The sequence below is a fragment of the Noviherbaspirillum sp. genome (assembly GCF_035654295.1).
GTDB lineage: Bacteria > Pseudomonadota > Gammaproteobacteria > Burkholderiales > Burkholderiaceae_D > Noviherbaspirillum.
In genome coordinates, this window is record NZ_DASRXF010000048.1 from 22,284 (window position 1) to 46,656 (window position 24,373).

A 24,373-nucleotide genomic window follows, 5' to 3' on the forward strand; every position below is an offset into this window, starting at 1 on the left:
GACAATCTCCTCAAGTAGCAGCGCGGGATGCGCTGGATGACTGTCACTGTATGCAAGGGAGGCCTGTGTGATAATGCCAAGAATCTGAGAATGGGTTATGAATGTGATTCAGTAATGAAGAAAGTCTCACTCACCGATCTCGAGATCTTCCTGATGATCGCCCGCCACCTGAACCTCAGCCGGGCATCCGTCGAACTTGGCATTACGCCTTCTGCGCTAAGCCATGCCCTCCGTGGAATTGAAACGCGTCTCGGGCTCCGCTTGTTCAACCGTACGACCAGGAGCGTCGCGCTCACTGAAGCGGGAAGACGGCTGCTGTCGCGGATCGAGCCGGCCTTTCAGGAGATCGACGATGCCATGGAAGACCTGAACCACCTGCGTGCAAGACCGACAGGCAACTTGCGCATCAGCTGCGGACGCGCATCGACCAGGATGGTTCTCCTGCCCATCATTGCACGGTATCTGGAGTTGTATCCGGAAGTCAGCGTCGAGGTGGTCGATAACGACGCGCTGATCGATGTCGTCTCCGGGGGCTTCGATGCCGGCGTGCGTCTCGGCGAACGCGTCGAAGTAGACATGGTCGCCATACCGATCGGCCCGCCGATGCGTTCCGTTGTCGTCGGCACGCCATCGTTCTTTGAAAAATACAGCATCCCCCGCCATCCGCGTGACTTGCTCGGTCTGCCCTGTATCAGGCACCGCTTTCCAAGCGGCGTCGTGTATCGATGGGAGTTCAACAAGGATGGGGAGAAGCTGGACACCCAGGTGAACGGGCCGCTGATGCTGGGGGACGTCGGGCTCATGATCGAGGCCGCGCTCCATCACGCCGGCCTGGCCTATGTGTTCGAACATATGGTTTCGGAACACCTTGCAGCCGGACGCCTGATCCAGGTACTCGGCGACTGGTGCCCCGCATACCCGGGCTTTTACCTCTACTATCCGAGCCGGCGCCAGCTTCCGGCGGCGCTCAGGGCATTTGTCGAGCTTGTGCAAATATCCGGCAAGTAGATCGAGAGGCTTTCAGAACAGCGTCTGCTGCCGGCTCGTCAACGCGGTGAAATCGTCCCCGAGAAAGGGCAGGATGGCGTCGGCCACGGGTTGCAGCTGGCGCTCGATGTAGTGGGCGTAGTCGATCGGCGCGCGCTGCGTCTCCAGCGGTTCCGGCCCGGCGACCGTGATCACGTACCGGATCCAGCCACCGTTCTGGTATTGCAGCGGACGCCCCTGCTCGCGGTTGTATTCATCGGCGGTGCGCGCGGCGCGCACATGCGGCGGGACGTTGCGTTCATAGTCGTCCAGCGGCCGGCGCAGGCGCTTGCGGTAGACCAGCAGCGCATCGAGTTCGCCCGCCAGCGTACGGTCGACATAGTCGCGCACATAGTCGCGGTAGGCTTCGCCCTTGAAGATGCGCCGGTACAGTCCTTGCTGGAACTGCTGCGCCAGCGGCGTCCAGTCGGTGCGCACCGATTCCAGTCCCTTGAAGACCACTTCCTCGCTGCCGTCCGCATTGCGCACCAGGCCGGCGTAGCGCTTCTTGCTGCCCTCCTCGGAGCCGCGGATGGTGGGCATCAGGAAGCGGCGGTAATGCGTGTCGAATTCCAGTTCGAGCGCGCTGTCGAGGTCGAAGGTTTCCCGCAGGCGCTGCCGCCACCACTGGTTGACGTGCGCCACGAGTGCGTTGCCGACGGCAAGCGCCTGTTCTTCCGTGTGCGCGGTCTTGAGCCAGACGAAGGTGGAGTCGGTGTCGCCATAGATCACCGGATAGCCCTGCCCTTCGATCAGCGCGCGGGTGCGCTGCATGATCTCGTGGCCGCGCATGGTGATCGACGAGGCCAGGCGCGGATCGTAGAAGCGGCAGCCGCTCGATCCAAGCACGCCGTAGAAGGCATTCATGATGATCTTCAGCGCCTGCGACAGCGGCTGGTTGCCTTCGCGCTTGGCCGCCTCGCGCCCCTGCCATATCTGGCGCACGATGGCCGGCAGGCAGTGCTTGTCGCGCGAGAAGCACGCACCGCGAAAGCCCGGCACTGCACTCTCGGGATTGCCGGCGCCTTCGACCAGCCCGACCGGGTCGATCAGGAAGGTGCGAATGATCGAGGGATAGAGGCTCTTGAAATCGAGGACGAGCACCGAATCGTAGAGGCCGGAACGCGAATCCATCACGAAACCGCCGGGGCTGTTCTCGCCCTCGACGTCGCCAAGGTTGGGTGCCACGTAACCCTGGCGGTGCATCATCGGCATGTAGAGGTGTTCGAAGGCGGCGACCGAGCCGCCGCTGCGGTCGGCGGCAAGGCCGGTGACGCTGGCGCGTTCGAGCAGGAAGGCCATGAGCTCGGTCTTGGCGAAGATGCGCGTTACCAGCTCGCAGTCCTTCAGGTTGTAGCGCGCCAGCGCCGGCTTGTCCTCGTGGAAGCGGCGCTCGATCTCGGCCATGCGGTCATACGGGTTGTCGATGGCCTTGCCTTCGCCGAGCAGGGTCTGCGCCACCTGTTCCAGGCTGAACGACGGGAAGTTCCAGGTCGCCGAGCGCAAGGCCTCGATGCCGTCGATGATCAGGCGTCCGGCGGCGGCGGCAAAGAAGTGCTGGCTCCTGCTGTGCTCGCGCCATTCCATCGTGCTGCCGTCGCGGCCCAGGCGCAAGGGGATGCGGTAGCGGTCGGCGTGCTGCTGCAGTATGCGCAGGTCGAATTGCACGAGATTCCAGCCGATGATGGCGTCGGGATCGTGGCGCTCCATCCAGGCATTCAGCTTTTCCAGCAGGCCGGCGCGGCTGTCGCAGTATTCCAGGTCGAAATCGACTGCCTCCCCCGCATCCGCTGCGCCGAGCATGTACACCTGGCGCTGCCCGCAGCCTTCCAGCGCGATGGAATACAGCTCGCCGCGGGCACTGGTCTCGATGTCCAGCGATACCAGCCGCAGGCTTGGGCGGTAACCGGATGCGGGTTTCAGATGGCCGTCGAGCAGCGTGCGTTGCGCACCGGGATCGGGCCGGCCGTCGAAGTGCACCGGCGCCGTAATGAATCTTTCCATCAGGTAGCGCTCCGGCGGCCGTACGTCGGCCTCGAAGACGTCGACGCCGTGCTCCCGCAGGCGCTTCTCCAGCTTCAGCAGGTGGCGGTATTGCCGGCAATACAGGCCGAGCACCGGGCGGCGCTGGAAGTCCTTCAGCGCGAGCGGTCGCAGTTCGCAGCCGCGTTCGCCGCGCAGCACCGCTTCCGCCTGCTCGCGCTGTCCGGCGGGGATGAAGGCGACGGAAGTCTGGGCGGGCAGGCGCACGAGGCGCGCGCCCTCACCGGTCGCGAGCCAGAACTCGACTTCCGTGCCGGCGGCCGTGTCGCGCCAGTGCCTGGTCAGGAGAAAGCCCTGCTTGAGTTGGTCCACCTGCTGCCCTTGAAAGAATCAGGACGCACCGCGTGCGCCCTGACCGTGATTGTAGCCGCAGGCGGGCAACGGTGAATTGTCAGGCGTGTTGCTTGAGCGATGCCATGTCGATGACGAAGCGGTACTTCACGTCGCTCTTGAGCATGCGTTCGTAGGCGTCGTTGATGTCCTGGATGCGGATCATTTCGATGTCGGAAACGATGCCGCGCTCCCCGCAGAAATCGAGCATTTCCTGCGTCTCGGCAATCCCGCCGATCAGCGAACCGGCAAGGCGCCGCCGCTTCATGATGAGGTTGAACACTTGCGGCGACGGATGCGGCGAGGCCGGCGCGCCCACCAGCGTCATGGTGCCGTCGCGCTTGAGCAATTCCATGAAGGGATCGAGCGCATGCGGAGCGGCAACGGTATTGAGGATGAAGTCGAAGCTGTCGCGGTGCTGCGCCATTTCATCGGCATTCTTCGACACCACCACCTCGTCGGCGCCGAGACGCTTCGCGTCCTCGCGCTTGCCGGGCGAGGTGGTGAACAGGACGACCTGCGCGCCCATCGCATGCGCGAGCTTGATGCCCATGTGCCCCAGGCCACCGAGGCCGACGATGCCCACCTTGTGCCCGGCCCCGACCTGCCATTGCCTGAGCGGCGAATAGGTGGTGATGCCGGCGCACAGCAGGGGCGCGGCGCCGGCGGGATCGAGGTTGGCGGGGATGCGCAGCACGAACTTGTCGCGCACGACAATGTTGGTGGCATAACCGCCGTAGGTCATGCCGCCGCTGTGCATTTCCTCGCCGTTATAGGTACCGACGAAGCCGTTTTCGCAATATTGCTCCAGCCCGGACGCACAGGAATTGCAGCGCTGGCAGGAATCCACCATGCAGCCCACGCCCACCAGGTCACCCTGCTTGAAGCGTGTGACCTGGCCGCCGACCGCGGTTACCCGGCCAATGATTTCATGCCCCGGCACGACGGGATAGACGGTGTTGCCCCATTCGTTGCGGGCGGTATGCAGGTCGGAGTGGCAGACGCCGCAGTACAGGATGTCGATCTGGACGTCGTCGGGCGCCGGGTCGCGGCGCTCGAAATCCAGCTTGGAAAGGGGTTCATTGGCGCTGGTAGCGCCGTATCCGGATGATGCAAGCATGGTCGCGGCCTTTCATTTTTCATAATCCACGGAAGTAGCGTGGACTGGGCCGCCTCACCCGAGTTCCGGGCGCTGCTATTCGCGCGAGGAAACGGCCTTGCGCACGGCGATCCAGAGCAGGATCGAGCTGACCAGCGCGGCGGCGAACAGGGTCAGCTGGCCCGGCGTTGCCTCTTTGTCCAATAGGCCGCTGAACAGTCCGCCAGCGCCGTATCCGGCCGCGCATACACTTGCCGACCAAACGATGGCACCGATGAAATCGAGGAAGAGGAAGCGCCATGCCGGCATCCGGCTCATGCCGAGCGCCAGCAGGCCAGCGATGCGCATGCCGTACAGGAAACGCAGAGACAGCACCAGCATGACGTGATGCCGGTGCATGACTTGTTCCAGCCTTTTGCGCCTGCAACGCAACGGCGGGAAGCGGCGCAGGATCCATGGCCCGTAGCGCCGACCGGCAAAGAAATACGGCAGGTCGCCCACGAAGCTCGCCAGCGCCGCGATCCCCATCACCAGGGGGAGCGCGAGATGCCCGTGGTACGCGGCAAGGCTGCCCGCGAGCAGGACAGCCTCCCCTTCCAGGAAGCTGCCCAGGGCAATTGCTGCATATCCATAAGTCTGAATCAGGTGGGCGATATCCATGCCTTGGGTCGTCGGGAGTCGCAACGAAAACGGAAATCCAGCCGGGGCGGCTCCGGAATAGAGCACCCGAGAAGGAAAAAAGTTGCGCCCGCCGGCCTGCGGCAAGTCAGCCCTAGCAGCGCCCCTTCTTGGCTTGCCCCGGCGGGCAATGGTGGCCGCCGTGACCGCCGCCGGTAATGACAACTTGCGCGGCCGGATATTCCGGAACGACAACACAACCCGAAAGGGCCAGCGTGGCTGCGATGAGCGTGAGGAAAAGCGATTTCATGGCGGGGTGCGATGGAAAAATAATGATGGCGCGCACACCTTAGCCGGCGTGTTTCCGAGGGTCAATCGCGGTTATCGAAAGTTACATTCCGCGTGGCCCGACAGCATGCGCCACCGGGGCTATAATTTGCCCCTTCGCCTGTTTGGACCTTTCCCATGTCTCTCCTCGACCACCAGATCGAACTGCTGTCGCCGGCCAAGACCGCCGAGATCGGCCGCGAAGCCGTCCTGCACGGCGCCGACGCCGTCTACATCGGCGGCCCGGCGTTCGGCGCGCGCCATAACGCCAGCAATCCGATCGAGGACATCGCCGCGCTGGTCGAATTCGCGCACCGCTACCATGCGCGTATTTTTGTCACGCTGAATACCATCCTGCACGATGCCGAACTGGAAACGGCGCGCAAGCAGATCTGGCAGTTGTACGATGCCGGCGTCGATGCGCTCATCGTGCAGGACATGGGACTGTTCGAAATGGACTTGCCGCCCATCCAGTTGCACGCCAGTACCCAGTGCGACATCCGCACGGTGGAAAAGGCGCGCTTCCTGGGCGCGGCCGGCTTCTCGCAGCTCGTGCTGGCACGCGAACTGAGCCTGGAGCAGATCCGCGCCATCCGCGCGGCCACCGATACCCCGCTCGAATATTTCGTGCACGGCGCGCTGTGCGTGGCCTTCTCGGGCCAGTGCTACATTTCCCATGCGGATACCGGACGCAGCGCCAACCGCGGCGACTGCTCGCAGGCCTGCCGCCTGCCGTACACGCTTACCGACGGCCAGGGCCGCGTGGTGGCCTATGAAAAGCACCTGCTGTCGATGAAGGACAACGACCAGAGCCGCAACCTGGAAGCCCTGATCGACGCCGGCATCCGCTCGTTCAAGATCGAGGGCAGGTACAAGGACATGGGCTATGTGAAAAACATCACCGGCCACTACCGCCGCCTGCTCGACGAGATCATCGAGCGCCGGCCGGAGTTCGTGCGCGCCTCCAGCGGCCGCACGCGCCTCATGTTCACGCCCGACGTGGACAAGAACTTTCACCGCGGCCACACCGACTATTTCGCGCAGGGCCGCCAGCAAGACATTGGCGCCTTCGATTCGCCGAAATACGTGGGTGTGGAACTGGGCACGGTCAGCCGCATCGCGGCCGACCATTTCGACCTCGTGACGAATGCGCCCATGGCCAACGGCGACGGCCTGAACTACATGCACAAGCGCGACACGGTCGGCATCCAGGCCAACCGCGTCGAAAAGCTGGGCGAGGATGCGGAAGGCCAGCGCTGGCGTATCTTTCCGAACGAAGTGATGAGCGCCCTGCCCGGCCTGAAGGCCGGCACCGTCATCCATCGCAACCGCGACCACCAGTGGGAAGGCGCGCTGCAGAAGAAGTCGGCGGAACGCAAGGTGACGTTGCACCTGACACTTTCCGAACATGCCGGCGGCCTGCGCCTGTCGCTGCGGGACGAGGACGGCATCGTCACTACGACAGACGCATCCATCGCCCTGCAGCCGGCGCAGCAGGCCGCGCAGGCCGAGGCGTCAGTGCGCGCCAGCCTCGGCAAGCTCGGCAATACCATGTTCGAGGCCGGCGACGTTTCGCTGGCGCTGTCGCAAGCCTGGTTCGTGCCCGCGGCGGCCATCAATGCACTGCGCCGCGCCGCCATCGCCGCGCATGAAGAGGCGCGCCTGAAAGCATGGCAGCGTCCGACGCGCAAGCAGGCGGCCGATCCGCTGCCCACCTATCCGGAAACGCAGCTCTCCTATCTCGCCAACGTCTACAACGAAAAGGCGCGCGCCTTCTACCACAAGCACGGCGTGCAGCTGATCGATGCGGCATACGAAGCGCATGAGGAAGCGGGCGAAGTGTCGCTGATGATCACCAAGCATTGCCTGCGCTTCTCGTTCAATCTTTGCCCGAAGCAGGCCAAGGGCGTGCAAGGCGTGCAGGGACAGGTGCGCGCCGAGCCGATGACCCTGGTGAGCGGCAATGAGCGCTACACGTTGCGCTTCGATTGCAAGCCCTGCGAGATGCACGTGGTCGGCGCGATGAAGCCGGGCATCCTCAACGCGCCGCCGCCGTCCGCGGTGCCGTACAGCCCGCTGGTATTCCACCGGAAGCGCCCGGCGACTGCCTGATCGCGTTGCGGCGGGTTTCGCTGCGCTCTACCCACCCTACCGTCCTTTATAAAGAACCGCAGGGTGGGTAAAGCGAAGCGAAACCACCATCCCGTCCTCGATAAAGAACCGTAGGGTGGATAGAGCGCAGCGAAACCCGCCATGCACCCCCACCAGCACTTCCAAACGCACATCGAACGCGCCGCAACCGCACGCGCCTGATGTTCACGCCGAGCGCCCTTACCTTCCCCTGCGCCGGTAGAGGTAATACCCGACGCCGACGATCGCCGCCGTCACCGCCACCTTCCGCGCCAGTCCGGCGCGGTTGTGCCTGAACTCCGCCCGGATGCCCATTTCGCCGAGCACGTTCGGGATGTGCCCGTGCATGAGATCCTCGCCGATCCCCTCGAACATGTTGACGCGGTCGGCAAGCAAGAGCAGCAGCCAATGCCGGATATCGTTCTCGCTGAGCTTGTAGGCCACGTCGCGGATCTTTCCGCTCAGGCCGGAAGGCGGCGTACTGGTGCCGAACACGGGCGTGACGCCGGGCCGCTCCGTCGAGTGGTAGACCTTCATCCGGATCGGCTGGTCTTCGGGGCGATCCCAGTGCACGCCTTCCAGGCGCGGCGGCGTCCTTTCCATCGGATAGGCGGGCCGGTTCTTGTGGTCGAGGTCGGCGCCCCAGCCCTGGATATGCGAAAAATCCCGTTGCGGCGCGGTAGGGCCGGGCGGATGCTGCCCGCTGGTGTCGCGCCCGGCAGCCGTCGTTTCGTTTGCATTCATGATGATCTGCTCCTCAGAGTGGGCTTCAGTGGACAAGCTGCAGCCCCGCGGCAGGCGGGATCAGCACTGTCTTGATGCAGTTGTCGAGCTTGCTGGAAAAGATGTGATAGGCGTCGGACACCTCTTCCAGCGGCACGCGGTGCGTGATGATCTTCCGCGGTTCGAGGCGGCCGGCCTGGATGTGTTCGATCAGCCGCGGCAGGTGCCGCTTCACGCTCGCCTGGTTCATGCGCAGCGTCAGGCCCTTGTTGAGCGCGTTGCCGATCGGGACCGCGTTGAAGGTGGGACCGTATACGCCGACGATCGACACAGTGCCACCCTTGCGCACCGAATTGATCGCCCAATGCAGGGCAGTGGCCGCGCCTGCTTGCAAGGGGATGTAGCGGCCAGTCAGGCTTTGCACCGCGCTGCCGGCGGCCTCGCAGCCCACGGCATCGATGCACACGTCCGCACCCAGCCAGTCCGTCATCTTCTTGATGTGCTCGGCCATGTCCCGCACGTCCTTGAAGTTGACCACTTCGCACTGCGCGAACTGCTGGACGAATTCGAGGCGGTACTCGACGTGGTCGACCACGATCACCCTTCCCGCCCCCATCAGCCAGGCCGACTTCGCCGCGAATATGCCGACCGGGCCGGCGCCGAACACCACGACCGTATCGCCCTCCTCGATCTCGCCCATCTCGGCGGCCTGGTATCCGGTCGGGCAGGCATCGGTGAGCAGGACTGCGTCGTCGACGTGCAAGTCTTGGGGAATGACGGTGGGACCGACATCCGCCAGTGGCACGCGCACGTACTCGGCCTGGCCACCGTCATACCCGCCAGCGGTGTGCGAATAGCCGTAGATCGCGCCGACCGCACTCGCCTGCGGGTTCGTGTTGTGGCAGTTGCCGTAGAGTTCCTTCTGGCAGAAATAGCAGGAGCCGCAGAAGATATTGAACGGGACCAGCACATGGTCGCCCACCTTCAAGTGCTGGACCGACGGCCCGACCTCCTCGACCACGCCTGTGAATTCGTGGCCGAAGGTCATGCCCACGCGCGTGTCGGGCACCAGGCCGTGATACAGGTGCAGGTCGGACCCGCAGATGCAGGACCGCGTCACGCGCACGATGGCGTCGTTCGGGTGCTCGATGACGGGCTCGGGTTTTTGCTGGGCGCGCACGCGGAAGGGGCCGCGGTAGTTCATTGCTAGCATTGCGTACTCCTCAAGAAAGAGAAAGAACGCGGCGGCGCCGGCCAGCTGATCGAGTTGGTCGCGTGAAGGATCGGCGGTGGCTGCCGCCATGCGAATAACAGGGTCCGGCCGGCGCTACCGCCCGGTCGCAGGAGAGGGGCAGGCGATTGACCATCCGCCCATTCGGCTTATCCTGATTTTTTGTTAAGACCCGGGGGGCAGGAAAAGTTTCAGGCCTGCGGGGATTTTTTCGGGCGCTCCGGATCGCGAAGGGCGCCGCTATTCCATGGTAGAGACAGCGTCGCCGGAGAAGCGATCACGATCCAAGTAGGGGGAGAAGTGCCCGAACCGGTCTCCCTCGCCCTGCTGGGTCTCGGACTGGTGGGACTCGGCCTCAGCCGCCCCGGGAAAGCATAAGAAGGAGGGTTGTAAACCAGAAAAGGGGCCAGACCTTTCGATCTGACCCCTTCGATATGGCGCGGCCGGCAGGAATCGAACCCACGACCCCTTGGTTCGTAGCCAAGTACTCTATCCAGCTGAGCTACGGCCGCGAAAAACAAAATTATAGCACCCACTCAACAGAAATTGGAAGTCCCCCGGCTAAAAATGTAAGCCTTCTCCGGCAACCCCCACTCTCCTGCCCCCGCCGGAAACATTGTGATAGAGTCCTCTGGCGATAATTGCCCATTGTCAACAACAGGTCGCGGTACGCGAATTGCTTGCGGCAAACGGGTACCCGGATCCAGGAAAGAAGACACCACATGCTGCAAGCGGAATGGCTGCCCATCGTCATGCAGGGCTCGTTCAGCGAAATCTATCTCGTGGACTGCGATACCTTCCGTTTCGTCCATACGAACCAGGCGGCGCGCAAGAACCTGCACTACACCGCCAGCGAACTCTCGCAGATGACGCCGCTCGACCTCGCGCGCAGCGTCTCGCGCGAGGTGCTGCAGAACATCCTCATGCCGCTCGGCTGCGGCAAATCCAGCCGCGCCTCGCTGGACACGGTCCACACGCGCAAGGACGGCTCCACCTACCCGATCGAGTTCCGGCTGTTCTACTGCGGTTCGCGGCAGCCGGTCTACATCATGATCGGCAACGACATCAGCGCACGCCATGCATCGGCCAAGGCGCTGCGGCTGAGCGAAGCGCGCTTTCGCGCCATCGTGTCCAACACGCCGGGCCTGTTCTTCCAGTTCCAGCAGCGCCCCGACGGCAGCCTGGCCTTCCCCTACCTGAGCGACGGCTGCCATGCGCTGCTCGGCGTCGCGGCGGAGCGCCTGCGCGCGGATTCCAGCCTGTTCCTGAACCTCATCCAGCCGGAAGACCGGCCGTCCTTCCTCAAGACGATGAGCGAGTCGGCGGCCGAGCTGAAGACCTGGAACTGGGACGGCCGCATCTGGATCGAGAAGTGGAAGGACGTCAAATGGATCAACCTCCGCTCCACGCCGCGCGCCCTGCCCGGCGAAGGCGTGCAGTGGGAAGGCATCATGACCAACATCACCGAGAGCAAGCTGGAAGAGGAAGAAATCAAGCGCTCGCGCGCCCAGCTGGCCGAACTGTCGGCGCATATTGAAACGGTGAAGGAAAAGGAACGGACCCGCATCGCGCGCGAGATCCATGACGACGTCGGCGGCAACCTCACCGCCATCAAGATGGCGCTGGCGCTGGTGAAGAAGCGTCTGCCGGCCGAGGATGCTTCTCTCGCGGACAAAGCGGCCTATGTCGAATCCCTGGTCGACCGCACGATCGAGGCCATCCACCGCATTTCAGCCGACCTGAGGCCGGGCATTCTCGATTTTGGGATTGTGGCGGCCATCGACTGGCAGGCGAAGGAGTTCGAAAAACAACTGGGCATTCCCTGCGAGTTCAGCTCCAACAAGAAGGATATCGACCTCCATCCCGACCAGGCGACCGCGCTTTTTCGCATTTTTCAGGAAGCGCTTACCAATATTGGGAAACATGCGCAGGCAACCCGGGTCTCGGTGCGCCTGGCGCGGACCAACCGCAGCGTGCGGCTGGAGATCGCCGACAATGGGCGCGGCATCGAATCTACAGAGCGGTTGAAGCCGAAATCCTTCGGCATCCGCGGCATGACGGAACGGGCCAACGCCTTGGGCGGCCAACTCTCCGTCAGCGCGATTCCGGGGGGAGGCACGGAAGTTGCACTACGAATACCTCTCTCGGAATAACCAACAAATACTTGCAATGATGACAGCTGCCACTGAGACAATTCGCATCCTGATCGCCGACGACCACGCCATCGTGCGTGAAGGCCTCAAGCAGATCCTCGCCGACACCAGGGACATGGTGGTGGCCGGCGATGCCGAGAACGGCAACGACGCCATCAAGCTCGCCCGGCGCGGCGACTCCGACGTCCTGCTGCTGGATATCTCGATGCCCGACCGCAGCGGCATCGAGGTGCTCAAGCAGGTGAAGAAGGAAACGCCCAAGCTCGCCGTGCTGATGCTCTCCATGCACCGCGAAGACCAGTACGCGATCCGCTCGCTCAAGGCAGGCGCGGCCGGCTACCTGAACAAGCAGAGCGCACCGGCGGAGCTGGTGGACGCCATCCGCCAGGTGGCCGCCGGCCGCAAGTACATCAGCCCCGCCCTCGCGCAGGAACTGGCCAACCAGGTCGGCGACGAAAACCGCGAAACGCCGCCGCACGAAACCCTGTCCGACCGCGAATACCAGACGCTGGTCATGATCGCTTCGGGCAAGACGGTCAGCGACATCGCCGCCGAACTGACCCTGTCGGTCAAGACCATCAGCATGTACCGCTCGCGCCTGTTGCAGAAAATGAAAATGCGCCACAACGCCGAGCTCACGCATTACGCGATCAAGAACCATCTCGTGGAATGAACGCCGGGCGCCGGCAAAAAAACTGTACCGGACGGCGGGCTTCATCTTTCCTTTTTGCCCATCGCCCCTTAAAGTAGCAGGTTCCATTCAGTCACGTGCCCGCGGTCATCGGACGACCGGCCGCCCTCGCCATGCAAGACAAGAAAACGGAACAACAAAGTCCTGCCGATATCGCACGGGAAGCCTTCAAACGCCTCGCCGTTCGCCGCATCGTCCCCACGCCGGACGCCTATCGTGAAGTCTATGAAGAGATTTCCGGCAGCCGCAGCCAGGCCGGCGCGGAAAAAGTCCTTGCCGACCTTGCCGCCGGCCTCGCCGACGTGTCCGGCGAAGCCGGGCTGTTCGCCGCGCACTTCCGCCGCGCGCTGGATAAGCGGGATTGGGAAGCGTACAGCCGCGATCTGAACGAACTCATCGACAAGCACCTCGCCGCCGCTACCGCGCTTACCGAGGCCGCCGCGAAAAAAACCGCGGACCCGGCTCCGGCCAAACCGGCATCGATCCCCCTGGTCGATCCGGTGGAAACGCCGCCGCCGCGTTCCATTTCCCTGGTCGACGACGCGCCGCCCCCGCCCCTGAAATCCCAGGGTATCCCGCTGGTGGACGACGCGCCGCTGCCCGTGGTGATCAAACCCGCGAAGGCGGACAAGAGCGACCTGCCGGTGGTCGGCGAAACACGCCAGATGCAGATCCTGCGCGACCTGCTGGTGCGCACCCTGACACTGGCCGTCGGCTCCCTGCTGCGCGGCACGCCCGCCCTGCTGGCCGAAGCCGAACAGCTCGCCGCGGCCATCAAAGAGGCCCGCTCCGAGCAGGACCTCTCCGACATCAGCAACCGTCTCAAACAGCTGTGCTTCAAGGTCGAGCTCAAGGCCGAAGACATGGCAGAGGAACACGAGCTGCTGCTGCGCCTGTTCAAGCTCCTGCTGGAGAATGTCAGCGAACTGCTGGAAGACGATTCCTGGCTCAGCGGCCAGATCGCCAGCGTGATGGACCTCCTGTCCGGCCCGATCAGCTACAGCGCCCTGATGGACGCCACCCGCAGCCTCAAGGAAGTGATCTACAAGCAAAGCCTGCTCAAGCACAGCCTGACCGAAGCCAAGGTCACGGTGAAGAACATGATGGTCACCTTCATCGACCGTCTCGGCGCCGTCGCGGCCAGCACCGGCAACTACCACGAAAAGATGGACCAGTACGTGCACAAGATCGGCCAGGCCAAGGGCATTGCCGAGCTGAACCGCATCCTGCAGGACGTCATGGTCGACACCAAGGTAGCGCAGACCGAAGCCCTGCGCTCGCGCGACGAAATGCTCGCCGCACGGCAGGAAGTGCAGGATGCCGAAGCACGCATCCAGGAACTGGAAGGCAAGCTGGCGGAACTGAGCGAACTGGTGCGCGAAGACCAGCTCACCGGCAGCCTGAACCGCCGCGGACTCGACGAAGTCTTCGAGCGCGAAGTCTCGCGCTCGGAACGGCGCAAGTCGCCGCTGTGCATCGCCATGCTCGACCTCGACGATTTCAAGAAACTCAACGACACCCACGGCCACACCGCCGGCGACCATGCGCTGATCCACCTCGTGAAAGTGGTCAAGGATACCCTGCGCGCGATGGACGTGATCGCCCGATTCGGCGGCGAGGAATTCATGGTCGTGCTGCCCGAGACGCCGTTGGAAGATGCCGTCCAGACCGTCACCCGCGTCCAGCGCGAGCTGACCAAGCAGATCTTCATGTACAACAACCAGAAGCTGCTCATCACCTTCAGCGCCGGCGTGGCATTGCACACGCCCGGCGAAAGCCAGGAATCGATCATCCAGCGGGCGGATGAGGCCTTGTATAAAGCGAAGAAGGCGGGGAAGAACCGGGTGGTCGCGGCCTGAATGTTGGCGTGCAATGCGTCGAGGATTGTGTGGCGGGTTGCACTGATGCTCTGGCCAATCTGCGGTTTTCTCTGTGTGCGGTGGGTTTCGCTGCGCTCTACCCACCCTACCGTCCTTTATAAAGAAACGTAGGGTGGGTAGAGCGAAGCGAAACCCGCCAGACATCCCATAAAGAACCGTAGGGTGGGTAGAGCGCAGCGAAACCCACATGAACATCCCCGACTGACCGCAAGGTGGGCTTTACCAACCACAGCCCCGCGCACAAGCCCGGCTACGGCCTATTACGGCAAATATCAAACAAAACTTTAGGCCCGATTTTTCCACCCCTCCCCCGCCTCGCCGCAAACCCGCGCCGGCACTAGGAAAAGCGGCATTTCAGCGGCCCACAGGGGGATCATCCCGCCCCCGCCCAAAAACAAATAAATCCCTCCATTAAAGATTTCCCCGCCCGATCCGTAGAAGGATGTGTCCGGTCTGAGATCGGATGGGACTGAAAAATAAGCTGAAAATTTCCCTAAACTTTTTCCAGCCCCATCCGATAACGAATTCAACAGCGGTTCAATTGGCCCAACTGGGGTGAACCGAAGTTGAAAAACTTAACCGGAAATCGAACGGCCCCAGTCAATTTAGGAGAAATATCATGGCTGCTTTTATTAACACCAATATCTCGTCGCTCAACGCACAGCGCAACCTGAACTCCTCCCAAGGTGCACTGGCAAGCTCCCTGCAGCGCCTGTCCTCCGGTCTGCGCATCAACAGCGCAAAGGACGACGCAGCCGGCCTGGCGATCACCGAGCGCATGTCCACCCAGATCCGCGGCCTGAACCAGGCAGCGCGCAACGCAAACGACGGCATCTCCCTCGCACAGACCGCTGAAGGCGCACTGGGCGAAATCGGCAACAACCTGCAGCGTATCCGCGAACTGGCTGTGCAATCGCGCAATGCAACGAACTCGTCGGAAGACCGCGCAGCTCTTCAGAAGGAAGTTGCCCAGCTGAAGTCTGAAATCGACCGTGTCGCCAATGACACCTCGTTCAACGGCATCAAACTGCTCGACGGCAGCTTCACCACTCAGGCATTCCAGGTTGGCGCAAACCAAGGTCAGACGATCTCGATCAACTCGATCACGGATGCAAACATCGCCGCACTGGGTAGCTGGACCAGCATCGACACAGCGCATGCTCCGGTCACTGGCGTCGCTGCCGCCGGCAGCGGTGGCTCGGGGGCTGTGCCTGGCACGGGCTCCATCGACTTAAGCGGCGTTACGCCGACCAATGGTGACGGCTTTAACTTCGATGCATTCGATCTTACGATCGGCGGCACCACCTTCACCGTCGCAGCGACGTCCGGCGAAACCAGTGCTGCCGATGGTCGCATTGCTGCGGCAGCCAACATCAAGACCGCGATCGATGCGCAAAACATCGCCGGCCTGACTGTGACGGATAACGGTGACGGCACCCTGGACTTCTCCAATACCGGCGCGGCCGTAACTATCACGGACACCGACAACGTTCTTGGCGGCGACGTCACCGTTACCGCGCAAACCGCAGCAGTGCCTGGCACGTTCAACGCAATCACCGCCGGCCAACTGACGATCAACGGAACCGACATTACAGTCGGCGGCGCAGCCGACGCCGCGACCCGCGTGTCTGACCTGGTCACCGCCATCAACAGCAAGACTGATACCACCGGCGTCAAGGCTGAAGTATCGAGCGGCAATCTGATGCTGACGTCGGTCAGCGGCTCGGGCAACATCAATATCCAGGGTTCTGCCACCGCGGCAGTCATCCTGGAGCAGACCGGCCTGACGAAGGGCGACAATCTGGCCACCCCGGGCACCGCCCAGAACGGCTTTAACACGCTGGACATTTCCACGGTAACCGGCGCCGATAATGCAATCAAGGCAATGGATGCAGCCCTGAACGCAATCAACAGCGCCCGCGCCGACCTCGGTGCAGTGCAAAACCGCTTCACCTCGGTTGTCGCCAACCTGCAGACGACGTCGGAAAACCTGTCCGCTTCGCGCAGCCGTATCCAGGACGCAGACTTCGCAGCAGAAACGGCCTCGCTGACCCGCGGCCAGATCCTGCAGCAAGCCGGTACCGCGATGCTGGCGCAAGCCAACTCGCTGCCGAACAACGTGCTGAGCCTGCTCCGCGGCTAATCCAGACCGTACTAGCGAAAGAAAACCCGGCCAGTTCTCTGGCCGGGTTTTTCCCCATCCAGGGAGGTCATCATGGCAATACAACCGATCAACAGCGCTCCCCTCAGCGGGATTGAAATTGCGCAAAAAAGCAGCGTCGACGCCTCTCAGGCGGCAAAACCCGCTGCCGCTCCCGTGGAAACGGCCGCCGCCGTGCAGCAACCGGACACGATTCCAAGCATGCGCGCGCTGGAAAACGCGGTGAAAGACCTGAACAAGGCCATGCAGGCGCAATCGCAGAGCCTGGAGTTTTCCATCGATACCGATACCGACCGAACGATCGTGAAGGTCGTTGACCAGCAGACCAAGGAAGTCCTGCGCCAGATTCCGTCCGAGGAAGTCCTGCAGATTTCCAAGGCATTGAGCCAGGTGACCGGCCTGCTGATCCGCCAAAAGGCGTAAATCCGGCCGAACAGACAGGGAAATCGCCTTCTAAAGTCAGATTTAATCCTGCCGTTAACGAGTTACATTGTGATTTTCCGCAGGAGGCACGTGTGGCTCTCTCTTCTCCCGGCATCGGCTCCAACCTGGACATCAATGGCATTGTCAGCCAGCTGATGGCGCTCGAGCGGCAGCCTCTGAACAATATCAGCCAGAAGGAAGCCGGTATCAAGGCCAAGTTGTCGGCGATCGGCAACCTGAAAAGCGCACTGTCCACATTCCAGACTGCGGTTCGCTCGCTTTCCAGCGAAAGCAAATTCCAGGCAGTCCGCGCAACCGCCGCAGATACGGCGGTGGCGACCGTGAGCGGCTCCGGCAGCGCGACACCCGGCACCTATTCCCTCGAAGTCAGCAAACTGGCGCAGGCACAGAAACTCGCATCGGCGGGTCAGGCCAGCGACAAGACGGCAATCGGCACAGGCACGATCACCTTCGACTTCGGCACCATCGAGCTCGGCGCGAGCGGTTCGTTCGATCCAGCGACAGGCAAGTACACCGGCGCCACGTTCAAGAGCAACGGCGCGGGTGTCAAGACAGTCAAGATCGACAGCAGCAACAACAGCCTGGCCGGCATCCGCGATGCCATCAACAAGGCCGATATCGGCGTGACGGCATCCATCGTCAATGACGGCGGCACCTCGCCCTACCGCCTGGTACTGACGGAGCAGAGTACCGGCAAGACGAACAGCATGAAGATCTCCGTCGCCGAAGGCGGCGGGCTGGGCAACCTGCTCAACCACGATCCCGGCGGCACGCAGGCCCTTACCGAAACAATGACCGCGCAGAACGCGGAGTTCAAGGTGGACGGCCTCGCGATTTCCAAGCCGACCAACGTTGTCAGCGACGCGATTCCCGGCGTGACGCTGACGCTGGCCAAGACCAACGCAGGCTCGCCGACCAGTATCACTGTGACAAGGGATACCGCGGCCGTCACCACGGCGGTCACGCAATTCGTCACTGCTTATAACCAGATCAATCAGACGCTGACCAACCTGTCTTCGTACAACACGACGACAAAGGTGGCGGGCGTGCTGAACGGCGATGCCACCGTCCGCACCATCCAAACCCAGATCCGCGGCTTGCTGAGCGCACAGGTCGAGGGCGGAGGCGCGTTTTCCACGCTCTCGCAAGTCGGCGTCAGCCTGCAGAAGGATGGCACGCTGGCGGTCGACAACGACAAGTTGAAAAAGGCGATGGAAAGCAACTTCAACGATATTGCTGCCCTCTTCGCCGCCACCGGCAAGGCGACCGACAGCCTGGTGTCGTATGTCAGCGCCACGAACGCGACGGCGCCCGGCACCTATGCGGTCAACGTCACGAAGCTTGCGACCCAGGGGAAAACCGTTGGCCAGGCTGCGGCCGCACTCACCATCGGTGCGTCCAATGACACGCTGGAAGTGAAGCTGGACGGAAAGACGGCCACGATCAAGCTCGAGCAAAAGACCTATGCCAGCGCCGATGCGCTCGCGGCCGAGGTACAGGCCAAGATCAATGGCGCGGCGGATCTGGCCGGTTCTTCGGTCACGGTCTCGCAAACGGGCGGCGTGCTGACCATCATGTCCGCGCGCTACGGCTCCGATTCCAATGTCAGCATCACCGGCGGAAATGGCAAGGCAGGCCTCGTGGGCGGCACACCGACGACCACCGATGGCGTCAACGTCGAGGGCACGATCAACGGCGTAGCGGCCAAGGGCTCAGGACAGTTCCTGACCGGCGCCGATAAGAACGCTGCCGAGGGCCTGAAGGTGCAGATTACCGGAACCGCGCTTGGAAACCGCGGCACCGTCAGCTATTCAAAAGGCTACGCGTATCAATTCGACAAGATGATCGACTCGATGCTGGCCACCAAGGGCCCTGTTTCCTCCCGTACGGACGGTTTCAACGAGTCGCTCAAGAGCCTCGACAAGCAGAAGGAGCGGATCAATGACCGGCTGGAACAGGTCGAGAAGCGATACCGGGCGCAATTCGCCGCACTGGATGTGATGCTGGCGAATATGACGAAAACCAGCAATTACCTGGCACAACAGTTGGCAAACCTGCCCACGTCGCAATAAAGGGGAAGTGAATGTTTGGATCGACGCGCACTGGCGCAAACGCTTATGCCACGGTCGGAATCGAAACCGGTGTGGCCGCGGCAAGCCCGCACAAGCTGGTCGTCATGCTGTTCGAGGGTGCAATGATCGCCATCAGTAGTGCGATCCAGCATCTCCAGTCTGGCAACACTGCCGCCAAGGGCCAGGCAATTTCAAAGGCCATCACAATCATCGAGAACGGGCTTCGCGCCAGCCTCGACAAGAAGGTGGGCGGCGATATCGCATTGAATCTCGATGCGTTGTACGAATACATGTGCAGCCGCCTCATCATCGCCAACGCGAAAAACCAGGTTGCGGTGCTCGAAGAAGTGTATCAACTGCTGAAAGGCTTGAAGGATGCGTGGGAGTCGATCCCTGCGGCGGCCAACCCGCAACCCTCGCCTGCAGCGCCCAAGCCCGTGGCCTATGACCCGCTCGCTCCGCAGCAACCGTCACGTCTCATGAAAGCCTGATCATATGGATAACCAGGAAATCATCTCCCTCTACGAGGCCGTTGCCGACACTACTGACAAGATGCTCGCCGCGGCGCGCGTCGGGGACTGGGAACAATTGGCAGCCCTTGAGACGCACTGCTCGAACCAGGTCGAGATCATCAAGCAGAACGACCAGCAGCGGTTGCCGCTCACCCCGACCGCACGCGAGCGCAAGGTGAAGATCATCAAGAAGATTCTCGACGACGACCGCCAGATTCGTGACATTACCGAGCCGTGGATGGCGCAGCTGTCCGCCATGATCAACAGCGCCGGCACCGAGCGTAAACTCTCCCAGGCTTACGGCGCGAACCAGAGCGGTTGACCGTCATGCTGCCGCGGGCCGACCTTAATCAAACCCGGCCCCCGGCCTCCCTAGAGGCCGCAACGACGCTTGTTTCGTCGACCGATGCGCGCCTCGAAGTATTCCGCCGCCTCAACCAGATCGCCATCGGCCGCGAGCTGCAGGGGACCGTGGATGCGATGCTCGATGACGGCACCTACCTGGTCAAGGTGGCCGATGCCACCGCCCGCATGGCCTTGCCGGTCGGCACCAAGGTCGGCGACAACCTTTCCCTCGTGCTCATTGCCAAGGACCCGCGCCTGACATTCCTGCTGACCCAGCAGCAAGGCAGCGCCCCTGCATCGCTGAGCACGACCGCGCGCCTGGTCGACCATCTCCTGCAATCTGCGCCACAGGACGGCACGCCTGCCGCCGTCACGACGCGCACTCCCCTCGTCCCTGCGCCCGGCGCGCTGGAGCCGAAACAGGTCGCGGCCGCGCTGCAGAATGCGCTATCGGGGAGCGGGCTGTTTTATGAGTCGCACCTGCACGAGTGGATCAGCGGAACACGAACCGCCGCCGAGCTCAAGCAGGAACCGCAATCCCAGCTGACCGCGAGCCTGAAGCCTCCTGCCGCGCAGGACGCCGCGAACGTCGACCTCGCGCGATTGGCCGCGAACTTCCGCGAGCTGGGCGAAGGCGCGCAGAAACTGGTCCACCTGATCCGTGAGGCGCAGTTGCCCGCTGCCGGCGGCGCGACCGACGCCGACCTCATTGCACCGCCCCAACCCGCCCTGCCCACCGTCGAACCCGAAGCCGCCCGCATCATCAACCTGCAGCTCAACACCCTGGAAAACCAGATGGTGCGCTGGCAGGGCCAGCTCTGGCCGGGCATGCCGATGGAATGGGAAGTCCAGGAAGACAAGCCGGAAGGCGGCGGCGCGCAGGGCGACCCGCAGCAATCGGTGTGGACCAGCACCGTGCGCTTCGAGCTGCCCCATCTCGGCGACGTCTCCGCCACCATCCGCCTCGCGGGCGACCGGGTGCACGTCCAGCTCAGCACCGGCACGGAGGATGCCGCGTCGACCGTGCGCGCCTTCGGCGGCCTGCTGGCCGAGCGGCTGGATGCGGCAGGCGCGCCGCTCGACTCATTCACGGTGAACCGGCATGGATCGCCCTAAGCCTTCACAGAACGCGGTCGCGCTCGCCTACCAGACCGGCGACCTCGCGCCGAAGGTCGTGGCCAAGGGCCGCGGGCTGATTGCAGAGGAAATCATCCGGCGCGCGCGCGAGAACGGCGTGTTCGTGCACGAATCGAAGGAGCTGGTCGCGCTGCTGATGCAGGTTGACCTGGATAGACATATTCCACCAACTTTGTACCGGGTAGTGGCGGAATTGCTCGCATGGCTTTACCATATCGACGCGCTCAAGCACACTGGAGACAAGGGGCCGCATCCCCGCCCCCTACAAAGACCCGAGAAGCAGGAATAAATGTCATTCGCAAACAAGTTCGGAATGGAGGACGTCAGCCCGTACCAGGTGCACTCGCGCCGGGAGATCATCGGGCTGCTGCGCTCCATGCAGGAACGCAACCAGCTCGTGACCATGCAGGCTGCCGGCGGCGCGGACGCGGTCGTCACGTCCATCCTGGAAGTCGACGAGCAGAGCGGCATGGTGGTCATCGACCGCGCCCCGACCAATACGATGAACCAGCGGTTGATGGGCAGCGACAACGTCTCCTTCGAAACCGTCCTCGATAACATCCGCATTCTGTTTTTCACGAACAAGGTCGGGGAATGCCTCTATGACAACCTTCCCGCCCTCTACATCGCCATCCCGTCCAGCCTGATCCGGCTGCAACGCCGCGAGTACTATCGCGTGCCGACGCCGGTCGCCAACCCGGTGCGCTGCTCCATCCGCGTCCCTCCCGACGACGAATCCGCCGGGCCGGGCACCACGGTCGTCGTCACGCTCAAGGACATCAGCGGCGGCGGCATCGGCGTGATCGACGAGAAGAAGCTGCTGGACAACACCATCGGGCGCGTCTACAAGGAGTGCAGGATCGACCTGCCGGGCGGGACGGTGGTGACCTGCGCGCTGCAGGTTCGGAATTCACATGACCTGACGCTGGCAAGCGGCAAATCGATCCGCAAGATCGGATGCATGTTCGTCAACCTGCCCAGCCCGATGCTCGCGGCGGTGCAGCGTTACATTACGAAGCTGGAACGCGAACGGAATGCGAAGGCGACGGGGTTGACCTGAGGTGTTGCGGTGGGTTTCGCTGCGCTCTACCCACCCTGCCGTTCTTTAGGTGCATGGTGGGTTTCGCTTCGCTCTACCCACCCTACGTTTCTTTATAGAGGACCGTAGGGTGGGTAGAGCGAAGCGAAACCCACCAGCGCCTCTAAAACATCAAACCGACATATTCATGATGTCGTGATACGCCGACACCAGCTTGTTGCGGACCTGGATGGTCGCCTGGAATGCGATATTGGCTTTTTGGGAGTTGATCATGACGTCCGAGAGGTTGATGGTGTCGTCGCCCATCACGAAGCGCTTGGCGAGATCCTCGGATTTCGTTTGCGCGCTGTTGACCTGGTCCAGCGCGGATTTGAGGGCGCCGGCAAAATCGGCACGGGCGGCTGCCTTTTCCCCCTGCACGGGACCGAGCGCGCTTTCCGGACGGGTTGCCGCAGCCTTGAGCTGGGCGATCATCGACTCGATCTTGCTTGCATCGATCATTCCGGTTTTCATGCACTCCTCCTTGCGGCATTGCCTTTTTTCACAGCGCTAAGGTAACACGCGAAAAAACCGCTACGGGCGGTGATAAACACAGAAAAAAGTGCTCTGTTCCAACGATCGAATTTGCTTAACAGGAAGAAAATCCCGTACTAAGGGAAAAACCTCGAAAACCTCGAAGTGCAGGACCAACATGACCAATAACATCAAGTTCGACAGCATCGCTGGAGGCGCATTGTGGCGGTAGCCGGCGAAGGCGCCGTCGTACCGGCGTCCCCGGGAGGGATCGTCGGTTTCGCCCAGACGCCGGGCGGGCGCAACTTTTTCCTGATGCTTGGCGTCGCCGCCGTGGTCGGCGTCATGTCCGGTGTCTGGCTCTGGAGCCAGCAGCCGGACTACCGCGTGCTGTTCTCGAATTTCTCCGACCGCGACGGCGGCGCCATCGTGGCCGCGCTGCAGCAGTCGAACGTCCCCTACAAGTTCGCCGACGGCGGCAGCGCCATCCTGGTGCCGGCCGACCAGGTGCACGATGTGCGCCTGAAGCTCGCCGCACAGGGCCTGCCCAAGGGCGGCAACGTCGGCTTCGAGCTGATGGAAAACCAGAAGCTGGGCGTGTCCCAGTTCCTCGAACAGGTCAATTTCCAGCGCGCCCTCGAAGGCGAGCTGGCTCGCTCCATCCAGTCGCTCGGCGCGGTCCAGGCCGCGCGTGTTCACCTTGCGCTGCCCAAGGCTTCCGTCTTCGTCCGCGACCAGCAGAAGCCGACCGCATCGGTCCTGCTGAACCTGCATGCCGGGCGCACCATGGACCCGCAACAGGTCAGCGCCATCGTGCACCTGGTCGCCAGCAGCGTGCCCGACCTGCCGACCAAGAACGTGACCGTGGTCGACCAGAACGGCAACCTCCTGTCCGAAACCGGCAAGACCAACAGCAACGGCCTCGACCCGACCCAGCTCAAGTACGTGCATGAACTGCAGCAGAGCATCATCAAGCGGATCGAATCCATCGTCTCGCCCATCGTCGGCGCAAACAACGTGCGTGCCGAAGCGACGGCAGACGTCGATTTCTCGCATACCGAGCAGGCCGCCGAAATCTACAAGCCGAACGGTACGCCGAACGCCTCCGCCATCCGCAGCCAGCAGACCAGCGAGTCGCAGAGCAATTCTCCCCTGGGTGCGGCCGGCGTGCCCGGTGCGCTGAGCAACCAGCCGCAGCCCAACGCCACCGCGCCGATCGCCGGCAGCCCGCAGCAGCCGGCGGCCAACATGGCAGCGCCGAGCGGCAACGTGCAGAAAGACATGACCGTCAATTACGAAGTCGACAAGACGGTGCGCTACGTGCAGCAGCCGATGGGCGGCATCAAGCGTCTGTCGGTGGCCGTGGTGGTCAACTACAAGAAGGAAGTCGGCAAGGACGGCAAGGTGACGATGAAGCCGCTGACCGACGATGAGAAGACCCAGATCACCGACCTGGTGAAGGAAGCGATGGGCTTCAACAAGGATCGCGGCGACAGCCTGAACGTGGTCAACAGCCCGTTCGCCGGCGCGGAGAAGGAAGTGATTCCGGAAATGCCGCTCTGGAAGCGTCCGGAAGTGATCGATATGGGACTGAGCGGCGGCAAGTACGCGCTGGGCATCGGCATCCTGCTCTACCTGTTCTTCGCCGTGCTCAAGCCGTTGTTTGCGAAGATCATGAAGACCTTCGAGCCGCCGCCTCCGCCCCAGATCGAGCAGGATGCGGTCGTGCAGCTCTCGCATGACGTGGAACCGATGGGCCAGAAGCCGCGCAGCTATCAGGACAACCTCGAAGCCGCCAAGACGCTGGCCCGGAACGATCCGAAAATGGTTGCAAATGTAGTCAAGGCATGGGTAGGAACAAATGAATGAGGATGGCGTAACAAAAGGGGCGATCCTGAT

The 24,373-nt window shown here is 62.7% G+C and carries 22 protein-coding genes and 1 tRNA gene; 15 read left to right on the forward strand and 8 right to left on the reverse strand.

The window, feature by feature from the left end; all coding sequences use genetic code 11:
• The first annotated feature begins 114 nt into the window (after positions 1-114).
• Positions 115-1,008, forward strand: a complete 894-nt coding sequence (locus VFF99_RS05665; RefSeq protein WP_325015812.1) for a LysR family transcriptional regulator — start codon at positions 115-117, stop codon at positions 1,006-1,008.
• A gap of 12 nt (positions 1,009-1,020) precedes the next feature.
• Here the strand turns inward: VFF99_RS05665 and VFF99_RS05670 are convergent, their stop codons facing one another.
• From VFF99_RS05670 to VFF99_RS05685, 4 genes are all read right to left on the reverse strand, one after another.
• Positions 1,021-3,381 carry a DNA polymerase II gene (locus VFF99_RS05670; protein ID WP_325015814.1) on the reverse strand — a complete coding sequence of 787 codons (2,361 nt, stop codon included), beginning with the start codon at positions 3,379-3,381 and terminating at the stop codon, positions 1,021-1,023.
• 79 nt (positions 3,382-3,460) lie between these two features.
• Complete coding sequence (locus VFF99_RS05675) at positions 3,461-4,519, reverse strand: NAD(P)-dependent alcohol dehydrogenase (protein ID WP_325015815.1); 1,059 nt, start codon at positions 4,517-4,519, stop codon at positions 3,461-3,463.
• Positions 4,520-4,594: 75 nt separating this feature from the next.
• On the reverse strand, positions 4,595-5,158 hold the full coding sequence (locus VFF99_RS05680; RefSeq protein ID WP_325015817.1) for a DedA family protein: 564 nt from the start codon (positions 5,156-5,158) through the stop codon (positions 4,595-4,597).
• A gap of 112 nt (positions 5,159-5,270) precedes the next feature.
• Positions 5,271-5,426, reverse strand: coding sequence for a hypothetical protein (locus tag VFF99_RS05685; protein ID WP_325015818.1), 156 nt, complete (start codon positions 5,424-5,426; stop codon positions 5,271-5,273).
• A 155-nt stretch (positions 5,427-5,581) separates the two neighbouring features.
• Here VFF99_RS05685 and VFF99_RS05690 point away from each other — a divergent pair, with 155 nt between their 5' ends.
• A complete protein-coding gene (locus VFF99_RS05690; protein ID WP_325015820.1) occupies positions 5,582-7,555 on the forward strand; it encodes a U32 family peptidase in 1,974 nt (657 codons plus the stop codon).
• A gap of 219 nt (positions 7,556-7,774) precedes the next feature.
• Here the strand turns inward: VFF99_RS05690 and VFF99_RS05695 are convergent, their stop codons facing one another.
• On the reverse strand, positions 7,775-8,317 hold the full coding sequence (locus VFF99_RS05695; protein WP_325015822.1) for a hypothetical protein: 543 nt from the start codon (positions 8,315-8,317) through the stop codon (positions 7,775-7,777).
• A 25-nt stretch (positions 8,318-8,342) separates the two neighbouring features.
• The gene (locus VFF99_RS05700; protein ID WP_325015824.1) at positions 8,343-9,509 is read right to left on the reverse strand and encodes a zinc-dependent alcohol dehydrogenase; all 1,167 of its coding nucleotides are present in this window, start codon (positions 9,507-9,509) and stop codon (positions 8,343-8,345) included.
• Positions 9,510-9,827: 318 nt separating this feature from the next.
• Between VFF99_RS05700 and VFF99_RS21305 the strand changes: the two genes are divergently transcribed.
• The gene (locus tag VFF99_RS21305) at positions 9,828-9,905 is read left to right on the forward strand and encodes a PEP-CTERM sorting domain-containing protein (protein ID WP_414691504.1); all 78 of its coding nucleotides are present in this window, start codon (positions 9,828-9,830) and stop codon (positions 9,903-9,905) included.
• 57 nt (positions 9,906-9,962) lie between these two features.
• Here the strand turns inward: VFF99_RS21305 and VFF99_RS05705 are convergent.
• Positions 9,963-10,039: transfer RNA gene (locus VFF99_RS05705), tRNA-Arg, on the reverse strand.
• A 210-nt stretch (positions 10,040-10,249) separates the two neighbouring features.
• Between VFF99_RS05705 and VFF99_RS05710 the strand changes: the two genes are divergently transcribed.
• The 11 genes from VFF99_RS05710 to VFF99_RS05760 all read left to right on the forward strand — a co-directional run bounded on the left by VFF99_RS05710 (position 10,250) and on the right by VFF99_RS05760 (position 21,982).
• A complete protein-coding gene (locus VFF99_RS05710) occupies positions 10,250-11,680 on the forward strand; it encodes a PAS domain-containing sensor histidine kinase (RefSeq protein WP_325015826.1) in 1,431 nt (476 codons plus the stop codon).
• A 16-nt stretch (positions 11,681-11,696) separates the two neighbouring features.
• Complete coding sequence (locus VFF99_RS05715; protein ID WP_325015827.1) at positions 11,697-12,353, forward strand: response regulator transcription factor; 657 nt, start codon at positions 11,697-11,699, stop codon at positions 12,351-12,353.
• Between the two features lie 131 nt (positions 12,354-12,484).
• Positions 12,485-14,230 (forward strand): diguanylate cyclase, encoded by a 1,746-nt coding sequence (locus VFF99_RS05720; RefSeq protein ID WP_325015829.1) that lies wholly within the window; start codon positions 12,485-12,487, stop codon positions 14,228-14,230.
• 640 nt (positions 14,231-14,870) lie between these two features.
• Positions 14,871-16,394 (forward strand): flagellin, encoded by a 1,524-nt coding sequence (locus VFF99_RS05725; protein WP_325015831.1) that lies wholly within the window; start codon positions 14,871-14,873, stop codon positions 16,392-16,394.
• Between the two features lie 72 nt (positions 16,395-16,466).
• Positions 16,467-16,835, forward strand: a complete 369-nt coding sequence (locus VFF99_RS05730) for a flagellar protein FlaG (RefSeq protein WP_325015833.1) — start codon at positions 16,467-16,469, stop codon at positions 16,833-16,835.
• Between the two features lie 92 nt (positions 16,836-16,927).
• Positions 16,928-18,928 carry a flagellar filament capping protein FliD gene (gene fliD / locus VFF99_RS05735; protein ID WP_325015835.1) on the forward strand — a complete coding sequence of 667 codons (2,001 nt, stop codon included), beginning with the start codon at positions 16,928-16,930 and terminating at the stop codon, positions 18,926-18,928.
• An 11-nt stretch (positions 18,929-18,939) separates the two neighbouring features.
• Positions 18,940-19,419 carry a flagellar export chaperone FliS gene (fliS, locus tag VFF99_RS05740; protein ID WP_325015837.1) on the forward strand — a complete coding sequence of 160 codons (480 nt, stop codon included), beginning with the start codon at positions 18,940-18,942 and terminating at the stop codon, positions 19,417-19,419.
• 4 nt (positions 19,420-19,423) lie between these two features.
• Positions 19,424-19,762, forward strand: a complete 339-nt coding sequence (locus VFF99_RS05745) for a flagellar protein FliT (RefSeq protein ID WP_325015839.1) — start codon at positions 19,424-19,426, stop codon at positions 19,760-19,762.
• A gap of 5 nt (positions 19,763-19,767) precedes the next feature.
• Complete coding sequence (locus VFF99_RS05750) at positions 19,768-20,901, forward strand: flagellar hook-length control protein FliK (protein WP_325015848.1); 1,134 nt, start codon at positions 19,768-19,770, stop codon at positions 20,899-20,901.
• Complete coding sequence (locus tag VFF99_RS05755; protein ID WP_325015840.1) at positions 20,888-21,211, forward strand: EscU/YscU/HrcU family type III secretion system export apparatus switch protein; 324 nt, start codon at positions 20,888-20,890, stop codon at positions 21,209-21,211. The genes VFF99_RS05750 and VFF99_RS05755 overlap by 14 nt, the downstream gene beginning before the upstream one ends.
• Positions 21,212-21,982 (forward strand): flagellar brake protein, encoded by a 771-nt coding sequence (locus tag VFF99_RS05760; protein WP_325015842.1) that lies wholly within the window; start codon positions 21,212-21,214, stop codon positions 21,980-21,982. It begins immediately after the preceding gene.
• A gap of 150 nt (positions 21,983-22,132) precedes the next feature.
• Here VFF99_RS05760 and fliE read toward each other — a convergent pair whose 3' ends face one another.
• Positions 22,133-22,474: a flagellar hook-basal body complex protein FliE gene (gene fliE / locus VFF99_RS05765; RefSeq protein ID WP_325015844.1), complete on the reverse strand. Its 342-nt coding sequence runs from the start codon at positions 22,472-22,474 to the stop codon at positions 22,133-22,135.
• A 315-nt stretch (positions 22,475-22,789) separates the two neighbouring features.
• On the opposite strand from fliE, the gene fliF reads away from it, so the two are divergent.
• Complete coding sequence (gene fliF / locus VFF99_RS05770; protein WP_325015850.1) at positions 22,790-24,343, forward strand: flagellar basal-body MS-ring/collar protein FliF; 1,554 nt, start codon at positions 22,790-22,792, stop codon at positions 24,341-24,343.
• Positions 24,344-24,373 lie beyond the last annotated feature (30 nt).